General features: G+C 39.6%; 16 protein-coding genes. 15 read left to right on the top strand and 1 reads right to left on the bottom strand.

What is annotated here, in order from left to right; genetic code table 11:
* Positions 1-3: 3 nt before the first annotated feature.
* From BJK46_RS04690 to BJK46_RS04670, 5 genes are all read left to right on the top strand, one after another.
* Complete coding sequence (locus BJK46_RS04690; RefSeq protein WP_014614153.1) at positions 4-768, top strand: dihydroorotate dehydrogenase electron transfer subunit; 765 nt, start codon at positions 4-6, stop codon at positions 766-768.
* Positions 765-1,685: a dihydroorotate dehydrogenase gene (locus BJK46_RS04685; RefSeq protein WP_020220102.1), complete on the top strand. Its 921-nt coding sequence runs from the start codon at positions 765-767 to the stop codon at positions 1,683-1,685. The genes BJK46_RS04690 and BJK46_RS04685 overlap by 4 nt, the downstream gene beginning before the upstream one ends.
* A gap of 1 nt (position 1,686) precedes the next feature.
* Positions 1,687-2,391 (top strand): orotidine-5'-phosphate decarboxylase, encoded by a 705-nt coding sequence (gene pyrF, locus BJK46_RS04680; protein ID WP_014614151.1) that lies wholly within the window; start codon positions 1,687-1,689, stop codon positions 2,389-2,391.
* Entirely contained in the window at positions 2,379-2,987 is a 609-nt protein-coding gene (gene pyrE, locus BJK46_RS04675; protein WP_103263445.1) for an orotate phosphoribosyltransferase, read from the top strand. The genes pyrF and pyrE overlap by 13 nt, the downstream gene beginning before the upstream one ends.
* A gap of 434 nt (positions 2,988-3,421) precedes the next feature.
* Positions 3,422-3,835 (top strand): VOC family protein, encoded by a 414-nt coding sequence (locus tag BJK46_RS04670; protein ID WP_014614149.1) that lies wholly within the window; start codon positions 3,422-3,424, stop codon positions 3,833-3,835.
* Between the two features lie 83 nt (positions 3,836-3,918).
* Here BJK46_RS04670 and BJK46_RS04665 read toward each other — a convergent pair whose 3' ends face one another.
* A complete protein-coding gene (locus BJK46_RS04665; protein WP_101431284.1) occupies positions 3,919-5,622 on the bottom strand; it encodes an Rqc2 family fibronectin-binding protein in 1,704 nt (567 codons plus the stop codon).
* A gap of 159 nt (positions 5,623-5,781) precedes the next feature.
* Between BJK46_RS04665 and gmk the strand changes: the two genes are divergently transcribed.
* The 10 genes from gmk (at position 5,782) to pknB (ending at position 17,351) form a co-directional block, all read left to right on the top strand.
* Positions 5,782-6,405 carry a guanylate kinase gene (gene gmk / locus BJK46_RS04660; protein WP_014614147.1) on the top strand — a complete coding sequence of 208 codons (624 nt, stop codon included), beginning with the start codon at positions 5,782-5,784 and terminating at the stop codon, positions 6,403-6,405.
* Positions 6,405-6,614: a DNA-directed RNA polymerase subunit omega gene (gene rpoZ / locus BJK46_RS04655; protein ID WP_014614146.1), complete on the top strand. Its 210-nt coding sequence runs from the start codon at positions 6,405-6,407 to the stop codon at positions 6,612-6,614. The genes gmk and rpoZ overlap by 1 nt, the downstream gene beginning before the upstream one ends.
* Positions 6,615-6,918: 304 nt before the next feature.
* On the top strand, positions 6,919-8,124 hold the full coding sequence (gene coaBC, locus BJK46_RS04650; RefSeq protein ID WP_041613233.1) for a bifunctional phosphopantothenoylcysteine decarboxylase/phosphopantothenate--cysteine ligase CoaBC: 1,206 nt from the start codon (positions 6,919-6,921) through the stop codon (positions 8,122-8,124).
* A complete protein-coding gene (gene priA, locus BJK46_RS04645) occupies positions 8,121-10,529 on the top strand; it encodes a primosomal protein N' (RefSeq protein ID WP_063284604.1) in 2,409 nt (802 codons plus the stop codon). The genes coaBC and priA overlap by 4 nt, the downstream gene beginning before the upstream one ends.
* 256 nt (positions 10,530-10,785) lie before the next feature.
* On the top strand, positions 10,786-11,271 hold the full coding sequence (locus BJK46_RS04640) for a peptide deformylase (protein WP_014614143.1): 486 nt from the start codon (positions 10,786-10,788) through the stop codon (positions 11,269-11,271).
* Positions 11,264-12,196, top strand: a complete 933-nt coding sequence (fmt, locus tag BJK46_RS04635; RefSeq protein ID WP_014614142.1) for a methionyl-tRNA formyltransferase — start codon at positions 11,264-11,266, stop codon at positions 12,194-12,196. The genes BJK46_RS04640 and fmt overlap by 8 nt, the downstream gene beginning before the upstream one ends.
* Positions 12,197-13,498, top strand: a complete 1,302-nt coding sequence (gene rsmB, locus BJK46_RS04630) for a 16S rRNA (cytosine(967)-C(5))-methyltransferase RsmB (protein ID WP_014614141.1) — start codon at positions 12,197-12,199, stop codon at positions 13,496-13,498. It begins immediately after the preceding gene.
* A 5-nt stretch (positions 13,499-13,503) separates the two neighbouring features.
* Positions 13,504-14,598 carry a dual-specificity RNA methyltransferase RlmN gene (gene rlmN / locus BJK46_RS04625; protein WP_014614140.1) on the top strand — a complete coding sequence of 365 codons (1,095 nt, stop codon included), beginning with the start codon at positions 13,504-13,506 and terminating at the stop codon, positions 14,596-14,598.
* Between the two features lie 6 nt (positions 14,599-14,604).
* Positions 14,605-15,348 (top strand): Stp1/IreP family PP2C-type Ser/Thr phosphatase, encoded by a 744-nt coding sequence (locus BJK46_RS04620; RefSeq protein ID WP_014614139.1) that lies wholly within the window; start codon positions 14,605-14,607, stop codon positions 15,346-15,348.
* Positions 15,345-17,351 carry a Stk1 family PASTA domain-containing Ser/Thr kinase gene (pknB, locus tag BJK46_RS04615; RefSeq protein WP_103263444.1) on the top strand — a complete coding sequence of 669 codons (2,007 nt, stop codon included), beginning with the start codon at positions 15,345-15,347 and terminating at the stop codon, positions 17,349-17,351. The genes BJK46_RS04620 and pknB overlap by 4 nt, the downstream gene beginning before the upstream one ends.
* Positions 17,352-17,633: the final 282 nt, after the last annotated feature.

Raw genomic sequence — 17,633 nt, 5'->3', positions numbered from 1 at the left:
GCGGTGGAAAAATTAACAGTGGTTTCAAATGCACCTATTGCAGAACGCATTTATGAATTAACAGTCAAAGGGCCGGTTGTTGAAAAACTTCAGCAACCTGGTCAGTTCGTGCATATTAAAGCTGGAGAAGGCTCATTACACATGTTGCGTCGACCGATTTCGATTTGTCATATCGATCAAGCGCAACAACAATTTACAATGCTATTTCGTGCTGAAGGGGAAGGCACAAAGCGTATTGCTGCCTTAAATGAAGGCGACGAAATTGATATTTTAGCACCACTAGGTAATGGTTTTCCAGTAGACAAAGCGAAGAAAAAAGCTTTACTCGTCGGAGGGGGCATCGGTGTTCCGCCGCTTTATGAACTTTCGAAACAACTCAATGAACGAGGCATCGAAACAGTACATGTTTTAGGTTTCCGTTCTGCTAAAGATGTGTTTTATCAACAACAATTTGAGGCATTAGGAGAAACGCACATTGTTACAGAAGATGGCTCATTAGGTACAACAGGTTTTGTCACAACGGTCATTGATGCACTTCCAGTCGATTATGACATTTTTTACACGTGTGGGCCGTTACCCATGTTAAAGGCGTTAACACAGTTAGAAACGTTGAAAGATGTGCCGGGTTACATTTCATTAGAGGAGCGCATGGGCTGCGGTGTCGGTGCATGCTTTGCGTGTGTTTGTCACGTACCAGAAAGTCCAACAGATTATGTGAAAGTGTGTACAGATGGACCAGTATTTGAAAGAGGGGCGGTTGTACTATGAGTCGATTAGCAGTAAAAATTCCAGGATTATCGTTAAAAAATCCGATTATGCCGGCAAGTGGGTGTTTCGCATTCGGTGCGGAATACGGTCAGTTTTACGATTTGTCTGAGTTAGGGGCCATCATGATTAAAGCTGCAACGAAAGAAGCACGTTTTGGCAATGAAACGCCACGTGTCGCGGAAACAGATAGTGGGATGTTGAATGCGATTGGACTGCAAAATCCAGGCGTCCATCATATTATTGATCATGAACTTAAAGCATTAGCACAACACGACGTTCCAATTATTGCAAATGTAGCCGGCTCGATGGAAGAAGACTATGTATACGTAGCTGAACACATTTCCAAAGCACCAAATGTGAAAGCGTTAGAACTGAATATCTCCTGTCCAAACGTAAAAGAAGGTGGCATGCAGTTCGGTGTAGACCCGACCATCGCCTCTGAATTAACACGTAAAGTAAAAGCAGTGTCTGAAGTACCTGTTTATGTGAAACTGTCGCCTAATGTAACAAACATTGTTGAAATGGCGGAAGCGATCGCACAGTATGCAGATGGATTAACGATGATTAATACACTTGTCGGTATGAGAATTGACGCACGCACAGGCAAACCAATTATTTATAACGTTACGGGTGGTTTAAGTGGGCCAGCGATTAAGCCAGTCGCATTAAGAATGGTGCATGACGTTCGTAAAGCTTTACCTGATATTCCAATTATCGCAATGGGTGGCGTCCAAAATGCGCAAGACGTCATTGATTACGTGTCAGTCGGTGCAGATGCAGTGGCAGTCGGAACAGCAAACTTCCAAAATCCAATGGTCTGCAAAGAAATTATCGATACTTTACCTGAATATTTAGATGCCTTAAATGTGCATCGTATTTCAGAACTTAAAGGTCGTACATTGAAAGGATTGCAGTAACATGAGACAAGATCCGATTATCGCCTTAGATTTTGCAACCGAAGCAGAAGTGATGTCATTTTTAGCGCAATTTGATGAACCATTATTCGTCAAAATTGGTATGGAATTATTTTATCAGACGGGACCAGCACTCATTGATCAAATTAAAGCACTTGGCCATGACATCTTTTTAGACTTAAAATTGCACGACATTCCGAATACGGTCGGTAAAGCGATGGAAGGTCTTGCAAAGTTGAATGTGGATCTCGTCAATGTCCATGCAGCTGGTGGTACAGTCATGATGCAACGTGCAGTGGAAGGGTTACGTCGACACAACAAAGCTATTAAAATCATCGCCGTCACACAATTAACATCTACATCTGAACAACAGTTGCATGAAGAACAAAATATCCAAACGTCGATGGAAACAGCCGTCTTAAACTATGCTAGCCTTGCGCAACAAGCAGGCTTAGATGGTGTCGTATGTTCACCGTTAGAAACGACAATGATTCGCGAACATTGCGGCGACGACTTCTTAAAAGTGACACCAGGTATTCGTCTAGCTAATAGTGCAAAAGACGATCAGCAACGCATCACAACACCTGAAAAAGCACGTCAGCTCGGTTCGACACATATTGTTGTCGGTCGCCCGATTACACAAAGCGACAATCCAGTACAAAGTTATCATCAAATTAAAGAAAGTTGGTTAAATGCATGTCAAAATTAATCGCAAAAGCATTATTAGATATCGAAGCCGTATCATTATCACCGAATGAAATGTATACATGGAGTTCCGGTATTCAATCACCTATTTATTGTGATAACCGTGTCACACTCGGATATCCAGAAGTACGTACCGCGATCCGTGACGGCTTAATTGAACTGATTGAACAACATTTTGCTGATGTCGAAATCGTTTCAGGAACAGCAACAGCCGGCATTCCACATGCGGCATATATTTCAGATAAAATGAATTTGCCAATGAATTATGTGCGTTCAAAAAGTAAAAGTCATGGCAAGCAAAATCAAATTGAAGGCGTGCGCAGTGAAGGTAAAAAAGTAGTGGTCATTGAAGATTTAATTTCAACTGGTGGCTCTTCCATCACAGCTGTTGAAGCCTTACAAGAAGCGGGTGCTGAAGTGTTAGGTGTCGTTGCAATTTTCACATACGGTTTAAATAAAGCTGGCGAAACGTTTAAAGCAGCCGGTGTCCCTTTCTATACGTTAAGCAACTATGACGAGCTAATTGAAGTCGCACGTGAAGAAGACCAAATTTCAGAAGATGACATTCAGACATTAGTCGAATGGCGTAATCAATTATAAGCAGAAAAAGAAGCTGGTTCATATCCCCAGCTTCTTTTTGTATTTGTTAATATAACGAATTAGTTGCGAACTGCACAATAAAACATTACTGAAAACCTATTGTGATGAGAAGAAAATCCTCCTATACGCCATCGTTTAGGTTTAGCGTTCGATGACTTCTTTTAAACGTGTAAACTATTATCTTAAGTACCAACGTAAAAAGAGCCAACCGCCAATTAAGATCAATAAAAATACTAAAAGAGGGATTAATAAATGCATACTAATCATAAAATAACCTCCAAAAATGATTTAACACTATTGTAACCGGTTATAATATAGAGTGAAAGCAAAAACAATAGAAATAGAAATAAACACTTCACAGTATGACGCAGTTGTAACTGATGATTGTGAATTTCAAAATGAAAGTATCGCTTGACATTTGAGGAGGACCGGTTATGAAAATACCTAAAATTACGACGTTTTTAATGTTTAATGGTGACGCTGAAGAAGCAATTCAACGTTATACATCATTATTTGAAGATAGCGAGATTATTACAATGGTGAAATACGATGACACGATCCCAGAACAAGCAGGAAAAGTACAACATTCTATTTTTACATTAAATGGTCAAGTCTTTATGGCGATTGATAATATGAATGGCACGGATATTGAAATGAACCCAGCGATGTCATTGTATGTGACAGTGAAAGATCAATTTGAAATGGATACATTATATCATGGTTTAAAAGATGGTGGCGCGATATTAATGCCGAAAACAGCAATGCCACCACAATTTCGTGAATTCGCCTGGGTTCAAGATAAATTCGGCGTGAACTTCCAACTCGCCTTACCAGAATCAAAGAAATAACAATAGAATAAGATAAGCAAAAATCCGAGTCTTTCGTTACGTGTGACGAAAAGGCTCGGATTTTTATGTTGATATTTAATCTTTTACGCTTCTTCAGCTTTCAATCGACGAATCATGTCATAATCCGGCGTTGCGTAAAGCGTCTTCTGGTTATCGTACGTTACAAATCCAGGTTTACTGCCACTCGGCTTATGCACATTGCGAATTGTTGTATAATCCACTGGAATTTGTCCCGATTGCCCCGCCTTTGAAAAGTACGCTGCAATCATCGCCGCTTCTTCAATCGTTTTGTCACTTGGCACATCATTTAAAATCACGACATGGCTTCCTGGAATATCTTTTGTATGGAACCATAAATGCGATTTTTGCGCACGTTTATTCGTTAAATAATCATTTTGCTTATTATTTTTACCGACTAAAATTGTATCGCCATCAGTCGAAACGTAGGATTGTAACTGGATTTTTTGTTGCTTTTTCTTTTTTTGCTGTTTCTTTTGTTTGATAAAGCCTTGTTCTGCTAGTTCTTCACGAATATCGTCAATTTCATGAACTTGAATGTGTGACAACTGTTGCTCGATATTTTCAAAATAAGCGATATTTTCTTCTGTTAAAGTAATTTGATGGGTCAATTCGCGCTCACGTGTTTTCATTCGGTTGTATTGCTTGTAATAGTATTGCGCATTTTCAGCAGGTGACTTTTGTGGATTTAACGGAATAGTCACGTTTTCTCCTGTATAATAATTTACTGTTTCTAACTGGCGATCTCCAGGTTTGAGTTGATAAATATTCGCTGTGATTAACTCGCCGTACAATTGTTGATTTTCTTTTTCTTCAGTCCCCGCTTGTTCATCGATGAGCTTACTTAATTTATTTTGATATTTTTGAAGTAATTGTTGGACGAGTTTGACTAAATCGTTTGCACGTTGTTTGACGCGTTCACGTTCACCGCGTGCATCATAAAAACGGTCGAGCAGTTCATGGAGTGAATCATATGTGACGCAATCATCGTAAAATTGATGTAACTTCATAAAATAAAAGTCTTCTTTACCTGTTTCGTGATTTTTATGAAATACCGGTTGGGGTGTCGCTTTCGTTTCGGCCATCACTTCGTCAAAAGCTTCAGGTAAAGTTTGTGTGGTCATAAAATGGCGTCTTGATGTGATTTCTTTTGTGATTAACGGTGAAAAACCTTCAAACGTTTGAAGCAGTTGGCGATCAATTTTGCCCGCATTGAAATCAATATGTTGGAGCACTTGCGCACCAGTATATGCATAAGGGTTCTGTTTATGTTGTGTTGGCGGCACTTCATATTGAAAACCTGGCATCACGGTTCTAAATTGATTCGTATTTGGTGTAAGGTGTTTAAAACCTTCTAAAATTTTACGTTCTTCATTAACGAGAATGAGATTACTATGTTTGCCCATAATTTCTAAAATCACTGTACGATGAATCGTGTCACCAATTTCATCTTTACTTTCCACGTCCATTTCGATGCGACGGTCATTTCCGATTTGGCGAATGGCAAGGATACGTCCACCTTCTAAATGTTTACGAAAGACGCGCGCAAACATCGGCGGTTCAAATGGATTATCATATTTTTTTGTAGTGAGGTGAATCCGTGCAAAATTCGGGTGAATCGACAACAACAATTGATGATTTTGGCGTTGCTGTCTTATAACCATGATGATTGTATCGTTTTCCGGTTGATTGATTTTATGAATACGCCCAGAAACGAGAAATTGTAAATCTTCTACCATTTTTCTTGTAAACATACCATCAAATGCCATAATTATCTGCCACCTTTAAAAATTTTCATTACATTATTATAACATGCCTATCCATGCACGTCAGAACTAAAGTTTTCGCTTGGCCCTCTATGCAATTCAATAAAAATTGTGGTAAGATATGTTAATAAATAGAAGAATAGCGAAGAAAGGTCGTAAGGCATGGATACTGAAAAAGGCTTACTAATAGTACTCTCAGGCCCTTCTGGTGTTGGCAAGGGCACAGTTAGAAAACGTATTTTTGATGATCCACACACATCTTATAAATATTCTATCTCGATGACAACGCGTCAAATGCGAGAAGGTGAACAAGATGGCGTTGATTATTTTTTCAAAACGAGAGAAGAATTTGAAAAACTCATTGAAGCAGATGAGTTTATTGAATACGCAGAGTATGTAGGAAATTATTACGGCACACCCGTGCAATATGTTAAAGATACGATGAATGCAGGTCATGATGTATTTTTAGAGATTGAAGTTGAAGGGGCCAAGCAAGTGCGCAAGAAATTTCCAGATGCGCTATTTATCTTTTTAGCACCACCAAGTCTAGACCATTTAACAGAGCGTTTAATCGGTCGTGGAACAGAATCAAAAGAAAAAATTGAAAGTCGCGTAAAAGAAGCGAAAAAAGAAGTTGAGATGATGAATCTTTACGATTATGTTGTCGTAAACGATGAAGTGGATCTAGCGAAAGACCGCATTCAGTCCATTGTTGAAGCTGAACATTTAAAGCGAGAACGCATTGAAGCGAAATACAGAAAAATGTTATTGGAGGCCAAAAAATAATGTTATACCCACCGTTACACCATTTACAAGATAAAATTAACTCAAAATATTTAATTGCGACAACAGCCGCTAAACGTGCACGTGAGTTACAAGCTGACCCTGATCATTTATTATTAGATCGTTATGAAAGCAAAAAAACAGTAGGCCGTGCGTTAGAAGAAATCGCCGCAAGCAAAATTCATCCACACGTTGATGAATCACACTTTTAATTCAATACAATCGATAAATGCATATGACATTTAAAATACGCTTTTCAAAGTTGTCTCTATCCGTTGAGATGAATTTGAAAGGCGTTTTTTATCATTCATCATGAAGTATTAAAATGGGCACCTCATTAACGATTCATTGTGTCTATTGAAGATTGATATCGGTTAGTTTGGATTATAAATTATATTAAGATTCTCCAAAAATTTTTATGTCCGATGCTATGATTCTAAAAAGCAACGTCATATGAAACAAAACGTTAAATATATTATAATGCTTTTAAGAGTGAAAAAAACAGGAGTGGAAATGATGAAAAATATTTTGCTAGCTGTAACAGGCGGTATCGCTGCATATAAAGCCATAGATTTAACAAGTAAACTGACACAAGGGGGTTATGATGTGCGCGTCATGTTGACAGAGCATGCACAACAATTCGTAACACCATTATCATTTCAAGCGATTAGTCGTAACGCAGTTTATACGAATACGTTTTTAGAAGAGAATCCAGCTGAAATCCAACATATTGCTTTAGGAGATTGGGCGGATGCGATTGTCGTTGCACCCGCGACAGCGAACATCATTTCAAAATTAAGTCACGGTATTGCGGACGATATGGTGACGACGACGTTATTAGCGACGACGACACCTAAATTTATGGCGCCTGCAATGAATGTCCATATGTTTGAAAATCCGCGAATTCAAGCTAATATTCAAACACTCATAGACGATGGTTATCATTTTATCGAACCGGGAGAAGGCTTTTTAGCATGTGGTTACGTAGCGAAAGGACGTATGGCGGAACCTCTCGAAATTAAAGCAGTCATCGATCGACAAGGTCAGAAAAATGCAGAAAAGATACAATCGGCATATTTCCGTGATAAAAAAGTGCTTGTTACTGCAGGGCCAACTATCGAAACGATTGACCCTGTACGTTTTGTATCGAACAGAGCATCAGGGAAAATGGGATACGCCATCGCAGAGGCACTTCAAAAAGTCGGTGCAGAGGTAACTCTAGTAACTGGACCTACGTCAATCGAAGCACCACGTCATGTCGAAGTCGTACAAGTGACGACAGCTGAAGATATGTTTCAAGCGGTAAGGCAGCGTTTCAAGCAACAAGATATTATATTCAAAACTGCTGCCGTATCAGATTACACACCGGTTGATCCGTTGCCACATAAAATGAAAAAGCAAAACGGTGATGTGACTGTCACGTTCAAACGTACACAAGACATTTTGAAATATTTAGGTGAACACAAAACGACACAAAAACTGGTAGGCTTTGCTGCAGAAACACAAAATATGGAAAGCTACGCACAAGACAAACTCGCGCGTAAAAATGCAGATGTCATTATTGCGAACAATGTGGGCGATACGTCTATTGGTTTTAGTTCAGACAACAATGAAGTGTCACTTTATTTTAAAGACGGGACATTTGAAACGCTTCAAAAAGGCCCTAAAAAGAAATTGGCTTTCCAAATCTTATCAATTTTAGAAAGTAGATGGGATGTATGATCGCGCAAGTCATTGTAGACGTTGCCTCGAAAAGTGTAGATAAAAGGTTTGATTACGCCATACCCGCTGATTTAGAAAATATCGTTCAGCCGGGGGTTCGTGTCATTGTGCCATTCGGCCCGCGCAAAATTCAAGGGTACGTCATGCGATGTGTACCGGATGAAGAAGCGGAATATGATTTGGAGAAATTAAGACCGATTTTAGAAGTGAAAGATATTCAGCCAGAACTGACGACAGAACTCGTCCAATTAAGTGAATGGTATAGCCGCTATTTTTTATCGAAGCGCATCTCTATTCTTGAAGCGATGTTGCCCAGTGCGATTAAAGCGAAATATTCAAAAGCATTCAAGTTAAAAGAGGATGCGGATTTGCCTGATGAAGTGGTGGCGTATTTTAATAATGAAGGGCTGTACTATTATAAAGACGCGCAACAAGATGAAAATATTGAACAGCTCATGCCGTATTTGAAAGAAGGCTATATTGAAGCTGTTACGATATTATCGCAAAATACGACGAAGAAAAAGCGACGTGCGGTCAGAGTGGTGTCTACAGAAATGGCTGAAGCGTATTTGGAAACCGCGCAAAAGAAACAAAAGCAGTATGAGGTCCTCGTATTTTTACTCGATGAACGTCACCGTGATGTATTGTTGCAAGAATTATTAGAAATGGCATTTTCTACTTCAGCCATCAATACGTTAGAAAAACAAGGTATAATCGAAAAATATGATGCGATTGTGGAACGAAACCCATATGAAGGACGTGTTTTTGAGAAAGAACAAAAACGTGAGCTCACGCCAGAACAACAAGTCGCATATGACACTTTACTGCATTCGGTCCGTCAACAACAAGCTGAAACGTTTTTACTACATGGCGTAACGGGTTCCGGCAAAACAGAAGTGTATCTCCAAATTATTGAAGATGTCCTCACACAAGGTAAAGAGGCGATGATGCTCGTGCCAGAAATCGCTTTAACACCGCAAATGGTATTACGATTTAAACGACGCTTTGGTGATGAAGTAGCCGTCCTACACTCTGCTTTGTCGAACGGCGAACGTTATGATGAATGGCAAAAAATTCGTGATGGCCGTGCACGTGTCAGTGTTGGCGCGCGTTCGAGTGTATTTGCGCCGTTTAAAAATCTCGGCATGATTATTATTGATGAAGAGCACGAATCGACATACAAGCAAGAAGATTATCCGCGTTATCATGCAAAAGATATTGCAGAGTGGCGCAGTCGATATCATCAATGCCCACTCGTGTTAGGCAGTGCGACACCAAGTTTGGAAAGTTATGCACGCGCCGAAAAAGGCGTTTATACGTTATTGTCAATGCCGTCACGTGTCAACCAACAGCCATTACCTGATGTTGAAATTTTAGACATGAGAGAAGAACTGGCAAATGGAAACCGTTCCATGTTTTCAGCACGTCTCGTTGAAGCGATCGAACAACGACTTGCGCGCAAAGAACAAGTCGTCCTCTTTTTGAATCGTCGTGGGTATGCATCATTTATGTTGTGTCGCGACTGTGGTCATGTGCCACAATGTCCGAATTGTGATATTTCATTAACGTATCACAAATCGAGTGACCAATTGAAATGTCACTATTGTGGTTATCAAGAACAAGCACCGTTTCAGTGTCCGAACTGCGAAAGTGAACATATTCGTCAAATGGGGACAGGGACGCAACGTGTAGAAGAATTGCTGCAACAACAATTCCCTGACGCCCGAACGATTCGCATGGATGTTGATACGACGACCAAAAAAGGCAGTCATGAAAAATTATTGAAACAGTTTGGTGAAGGGAACGGCGACATATTGTTAGGCACACAGATGATAGCGAAAGGATTGGACTTTCCGAATATTACCCTCGTTGGCGTACTGAATGCAGATACGATGTTGAATTTGCCTGATTTTCGCTCGAGTGAACGGACTTTTCAAATTTTGACGCAAGTCGCAGGACGTGCAGGACGTCATGAGAAAAAAGGGGAAGTGATCATTCAAACGTATAATCCGGACCATTACGCGATTAAAGACGTACAACAAAATGATTATTTGAATTTTTACCAAAAAGAAATGCAGTATCGTAAGTTAGGACAATATCCGCCTTACTATTATTTAATTAACTTTACAATCACGCATGAAAAGACGAAAGAAGTCCTACAAGCAGCAACACATATTCATCAAATTTTGTTGCAACATTTAACAGATAAAGCATTCATATTAGGGCCGTCACCGTCAGTTATTCCGCGTATTAACAACGAGTACCGCTTCCAAATATTAGTGAAATACAAAAGTGAACCGTCACTCATCCATGCATTGACGTATTTAGATGACTATTACCACGAAATGTTTGTGAAAAATAAGTTGGGGCTTAAAATAGATATCAATCCTTATATGATGATGTAATAGATTGGACTAAGTATTCATATGCCAGTGTTTTGATACAGTGATATGGTAATCGAATATGATTCATGCAACAAAAGGGCAAATAGCTTAATGTGATAGATTTTTAATTGATCATTGAGTAGTTTGTCCCTTTTTTTGCATACGCATAATGATGAATGATGTGTTTTTTGTTATGATGTCGATGAGAGACTATCGCATTTTAGGTGAGAATAAGCTATAATATAATGATAAATTTTCGTGAGGGGCGATGAAGGATATGATCAGAAAAATTAAAACACATATGCATCCGATTTTGAGGAAAAAAGCAGCGCCTGTAACTGATTTTGATGCACATTTGAAAGATCTCATTCAAGATTTGGAAGATACGTTATATGATGCAGAAGGTCAGGCGTTAGCTGCACCACAAATTGGTGTGAGTGAGCGTGTCGCAATTGTCGACATGGAGCAAGATGGTTTGTTGCAGCTGATCAATCCTGAAGTCATTGCCCAATCAGATGAAACAGCGACGGAACTTGAAGGGTGCTTGAGTGTGCCAGGGCGTTTTGGTGAAGTGACGCGCAGTCGTATGATTACGGTTCGAAGTTACGATTTAAATGGCAATGAAGTTGAAATGACGGCTTATGATGACATTGCTCGGATGATTTTACATGTCATTGATAATTTAAATGGCATTTTATTTGTAGATATGATGGATCGAGAAATTTCAAATGCAGAATTGGAGGCTTATTTAGAAGATGAGTAAAATTATTTTTATGGGGACACCTGATTTTTCAACCGCAATTTTAGAAATGTTAATCGACACTGAAGAGGTGATTGCAGTTGTCACTCAACCCGACAGACCCGTAGGACGTAAACGGGTACTCACGCCACCTCCAGTGAAAAAGGTTGCGGTTGCACACGATATTCCTGTGTACCAACCTGAAAAGTTAAGTGGCTCAGCAGAACTTGAAACATTACTTCAAACGGAATGTGACTTAATCGTGACAGCGGCGTTTGGTCAATTATTACCTGAATCATTACTTGAACATCCAAAATTTGGCGCGGTCAATGTACATGCGTCATTATTGCCAAAATATCGCGGCGGTGCACCGATTCACCAAGCGATTATTGATGGTGAAGCAGAAACAGGTGTGACAATCATGTACATGGTGAAAAAGTTAGATGCCGGTGATATCATTTCACAACAAGCGATTCCTATTGAAGACAAAGACAATGTGGGGACTATGCATGATAAGTTGAGTAGACTTGGTACGGAGTTATTGAAAGAAACGCTCCCATCAATTATAAATGGGACGAACGACCGTACACCACAAGATGAAGCGTTAGTGAGCTTTGCATCCAATATTCAACGTGAAGATGAACGCATAGATTGGACACAAGATGCACGCACGATTTTCAACCATATTCGTGGTTTATCTCCATGGCCAGTGGCTTACACGACATTTGAAGATAAAAATATGAAGTTATATGAAGCGCAATTTGTAAAAGGTCAATCTGGGCGTCCGGGTGAGATAATCGATGTTACGAAAAAACATATCATTGTCGGTACAGGTTCAGACGATGCGATTGCACTGACAGAAATTCAATTAGCGGGTAAGAAAAGAATGTCTGTTGCACAATTTTTAAGTGGTTTCCAAACATCTCTAGTTGGAAAGGAACTCATCTAAATGGTCACAGTTCGTGAATTAAGTTTAATGACAATTGAAGCAGTGTTGAAAGACGGCGCTTACAGTAATTTAAAAATGAATGAGATGTTACAGACATATCCATTAAATCCTGCTGATCGCGGTTTATATACAGAGCTCGTGTATGGGACAATTAAGCGCAAACTGACTTTAGATTATTATTTAAAACCATTCGTGAAAACAAAAATTAAAGGTTGGGTGCGTCGTTTGTTATGGATGAGTCTGTATCAATTCCTTTATTTAGATAAAGTGCCGACGCATGCTTTAATTAACGAAGCCGTGAATATCGCAAAGAAGCGCGGTGGTGCACAAACAGGCAATACGGTCAATGCGATTTTACGTCAAATGACATCGCAGCCGTTACCAGACATCACAGCGATTAAAAAGCAACCTGAGAGACTTTCAATTCAGTACAGCATACCAACTTGGATTATTAAACATTGGTTAACGCATTTCGGAGCTGATACAACTGAAGCGATTGCGGCGAATTTGCTTCTCCCAGGAACACAAACTGTACGTGTGAACCGTACGCAAATCACTGTAGATGAAGCTATCGAACAATTACGCGCTGAAGGTTTTGACGTTCAATCAGATACTCATATTGACGTTTGTCTACACGTGTCAGGTCATGGCGTGATGACGTCTGAACTGTTTCAAAAAGGTTTGATCAGTATCCAGGATAAGAGCTCTATGTTTGTCGCTGAATATATGGAATTACAACCGGGTGACGCCGTGTTAGACAGCTGTAGTGCACCTGGCGGTAAAGCGTGTCACATGGCTGAAATTTTAAATGATCAAGGAACAGTGCTCGCAACAGATGTACATGCGCATAAAATTCAGCTCATTGACCATAACATCCGCAAGTTGCATTTAACAGGGATTCGTGCGATGCAACATGATGCAACACAACCATACGACCAGCAGTTTGACAAAGTTTTACTCGATGCGCCATGTAGTGGGCTAGGTGTTTTGAGACATAAACCAGAAATTAAATATGTGATAACGCCACAAGATGTTAAGGGATTAGTAGACTTACAATTACGCATCATTGACAATGTTTCAAAGCATCTTAAAGCTGGGGGAACAATGGTTTATTCGACATGTACCATTGAACAACTAGAAAACGATAATGTGATTTATACTTTTTTAAAGTCACATCCTGATTTCGAATTTGATCCTATAGAAGACCCTCGGACACATGAACCAGTGAAAACATTGCAACTATTGCCACAAGATATGCATGCAGATGGCTTTTTTATAACGAGAGTAAGGAAGAAAGGGTAGACAATATGATTACTGCAGAAAAGAAAAAGAAGAATAAATTTTTGCCAGACTTTGAAAAACAATCGATTTATTCACTTAGATTTGATGAATTGCAAGGTTGGTTGAAAGAGAATGGCCAACAAAGTTTCCGGGCTAAGCAGATTTACGAATGGCTTTATGATAAACGTGTAGATTCTTTTGAAGAAATGACAAATTTATCGAAAGCATTACGTCAACTTCTCGCGGATCACTTTACGATAACGACTTTGGCAACGGTTGTCCGCCAAGAAAGTCGCGATGGTACAATCAAGTTTTTATTTGAATTACAAGATGGGTATACGATTGAAACGGTATTAATGCGTCATGACTACGGAAATTCTGTATGTGTGACGACACAAGTGGGCTGTCGTATTGGCTGTACGTTTTGCGCGTCAACATTAGGCGGACTGAAGCGTAATCTAGAAGCGGGTGAAATCGTCTCACAAGTCTTAACTGTGCAAAAAGCGTTAGATGAAACAGACGAACGTGTCTCTTCTATTGTTATTATGGGGATTGGTGAGCCGTTTGAAAACTATGATGAAATGATGGACTTTTTGAAAATAGTGAACGATGATCACAGTTTAAACATTGGTGCGCGTCATATTACAGTTTCAACATCAGGTATTGTACCGAGAATTTATGATTTTGCTGATGAATCACTTCAAATTAACTTTGCGGTGAGCTTACATGCAGCGAATAATGAAATTCGTTCAAAATTAATGCCGATTAACCGAGCATACGATGTGGATAAATTGATGGAAGCGATTCAATATTATCAAGAAAAAACAAAGCGTCGTATTACGTTTGAATATGGCTTATTTGGCGGTGTGAATGATCAGCTTGAGCACGCGCGTGAACTGGCAAAATTGATTAAACCATTAAATTGTCATGTGAATTTAATTCCAGTGAACCACGTTCCGGAGCGTAATTATGTTAAAACGCCTAAAGATGACATTTTTAAATTTGAAAAAGAATTAAAAAAATTAGGCATTAATGCTACAATTAGACGTGAACAAGGCGCAGATATCGACGCAGCGTGTGGACAACTTAGAGCAAAGGAACGTCAAGCAGAAACGAGGTAGAACATAATGTTAAATGCAGAATTTTTTTCAGTAGCAGGGGATTTTCGTGAAAATAATGAAGATGCAGGTGGCGTGTTTTACAATAAAACAGAACAACAATTTTTAGTATTATGTGATGGTATGGGTGGTCATCAAGCAGGTGAAGTTGCATCTCAATTTGTTGTAGATGCTTTACAGGAAAGGTTTGAAGCGGAAAACTATATTGAGCCTGAGCAGGCAGAAGCTTGGTTGAAACATCAACTTCAAATCGTCAACCGTGATTTATACGATCAAGCCCAACAAAATCCTGAGTACCATGGCATGGGGACGACGTGTGTATGTGCATTAGTATTTGATCATCATATTGTTGTCGCAAATGTAGGCGATTCACGTGCGTATTTAACGAATGGTCGAACGATGGACCAAATTACAATTGACCATACATTTGTCAATCAGCTCGTGATGTTAGGTGAAATTACCGAAGAAGAAGCTTTCGTACATCCGAGAAGACACATTATTACGAAAGTGATGGGTACAAATCGTTTTGTGACACCTGATATTTTCACTAAACGTACGCAATTTTACCAATATCTGATTTTAAATTCTGATGGTTTAACAGATTATGTGAAGCCGTACCAATTGCATGAACTCTTGAATGAGGGTAAGACTATTCAAGAGATTGGTGATGACATGCTTGCAGTTGCTGAAGAACAAGAAGCAAAAGATAATGTTTCTTTTATACTCGCTGAAATTGCAGGTGAACCTGTATGATTGGGCGTTTAATAGATGACCGCTACGAGTTGAAGCAAATTCTTGGTGGCGGTGGCATGTCGAATGTTTATGTCGCAATGGATACTATTTTGAATCGTCAAGTCGCTGTGAAACTCATTCATATTCCACCGAACGAAAAGCAAGCGACGATCCAACGCTTTGAAAGAGAAGTTCAAAACACGACGATACTGACACATCCAAATATTGTCAGTGTTTTAGACGTGGGTGAAGAAGTCGACTTTTTCTTTCTCGTGATGGAATATATTGAAGGGCCCACCTTAGCCGATTACATTAAAGCGAACGGGCCGTTAAAGCCTGAAAAAGCGCTCTATTTTATCGAGCAAATTTTAAGTGGGATTCGTCATGCACATGAACGTGGCATTGTGCATCGTGATATTAAGCCGCAAAACGTCATGATTGACAGGAATCAAACGTTAAAAATTGTAGACTTTGGTATTGCGAAAGCGCTCAGTGAAACAACGATGACGCAAACGAATCATGTTGTTGGCACTGTCCAATACTTATCGCCTGAACAAGCAAAAGGTGAAAAAACAGGCGAACGTTCTGACATTTACTCAATCGGTATTGTATTGTATGAAATGTTGACGGGGCATCCACCTTTTAGTGGCGAAACGGCAGTGAGTATTGCAATTAAACAAATACAAGAAGCTGTGCCGAACGTGACAGATACGCGAAGAGATGTGCCTCAAGCGTTAAGTAATGTTATTTTAAAAGCCACAGAAAAGGATCAAAGTCACCGTTACCGTTCAGTATCAGAAATGGCGCACGATGTCATGTCGACTTTAGATCCGACCCGTCAAAATGAAGCAATATACGAAGTGGACGGTACAGCAACAAAAACTGTACCCATCAATAAAAATGCGTTAAAAGCTGAGCAAGCGAAACAAGGTCAAGCTGTTGATGAAACGGCACAAATTCCAATTGTCACGCCTGAGAAGCAACCTCAGGGACAACCTAAGCCGAAACCACAACCTGCTTATTATAGTCCGCCACCGAAGCGCTCGGGACGCAAAAAATGGATTTTCGGTGTGATTTTATTACTTTTATTAGGTAGCTTGTTTATTTTTATGGGTGCAGCGATGACTGGAGATAAATATAGTCAAGTGCCTGAAGTGCTCGGCAAATCGAGAGCTCAAGCCGAAAAACTATTAAAAGATAATAAATTGACTGTAGGTGACGTCACATATGATTACAGTGACCGTTACAGTAAAGATCAAGTGATGACCGTCGATCCAGAAGAAGGCAGTAAGGTGGAACAAGAAAGCAGTGTGGACCTTGTCATCTCAAAAGGTCAACGTGTGGAAGCCATGCCGAACTTGGTAGGTATGACGAAACAAGATGCCGAACGAAGATTAAAAGAATTAGGTTTCACGCATGTGACATTTACAACGGCCTATACTAAGAATAATATTGAAAAAGGTCATATTGAGTCGCAAAGTATTCAGCCAGGTCAAAACGTGGCAGTGACGCAAGATAAAGTTGAAGTCACAGAATCACTCGGTAAACGTCAAGTATATGTCGGTGATTATACGAACAAAGACATAGATGATGTGAAAGCAGAATTAGAAGAAAAAGGACTTGTCGTTAAAATTGAAAAAGAACGTTCAGACCGCCGTGTGAAAAAACATCATATTATCAATCACTCGCCTAAAAAGACAAATGTAGAAGAAGGCGATACGGTGAGCTTTATCGTATCTACAGGTGAGAAAGAAGATGATGAGGACAGTGATTCAGCGGTGAAGGCGTACAGTGAGACGGTGAACATTCCTTATACAGGTGAAAATGATAAGCCTCAAAAAGTAGAAGTTTTTATTACAGATAAAAATGATAATGGTCAAAGCCCTGCTGAAACGTTTAATATTACACGAGATACGCCGCAAACGATGCAATTTGTGATAGAGAAAAATAAATCGGCGAAATATGTGATTAAAGTGGATGGTAAAACAGTGGCGAGAAAGACGATTGATTTTGATGATTTTTAGAAGATGAAGTGTTGTTTTTGTTAGGTTTTTAGTATTTCGGTGACATGTGTGTTTTAATCCTACAGATTGCTGAACGATGCTTCGTTGTTATATTGATTTAGCCTTATTGATGCAATCTAAGGCTCGCGTTCCTAGGGGTGGGTCCTTCAACTCAATTCGGCTTGATTATAGTGTACATTTGGTGGTAGCCGAATTGGATTTTGAGAGCAGTACAGAAATCTCATGTGTCACAAAGATTTCGTCGTACTGCCCCCGCAAGGCTGACTAGACTTCTCAAAAGCG

It is taken from the genome of Staphylococcus pseudintermedius, assembly GCF_001792775.2.
GTDB classification, from domain to species: Bacteria; Bacillota; Bacilli; order Staphylococcales; family Staphylococcaceae; genus Staphylococcus; species Staphylococcus pseudintermedius.
This window is presented reverse-complemented; position numbering and strand designations above follow the sequence as displayed.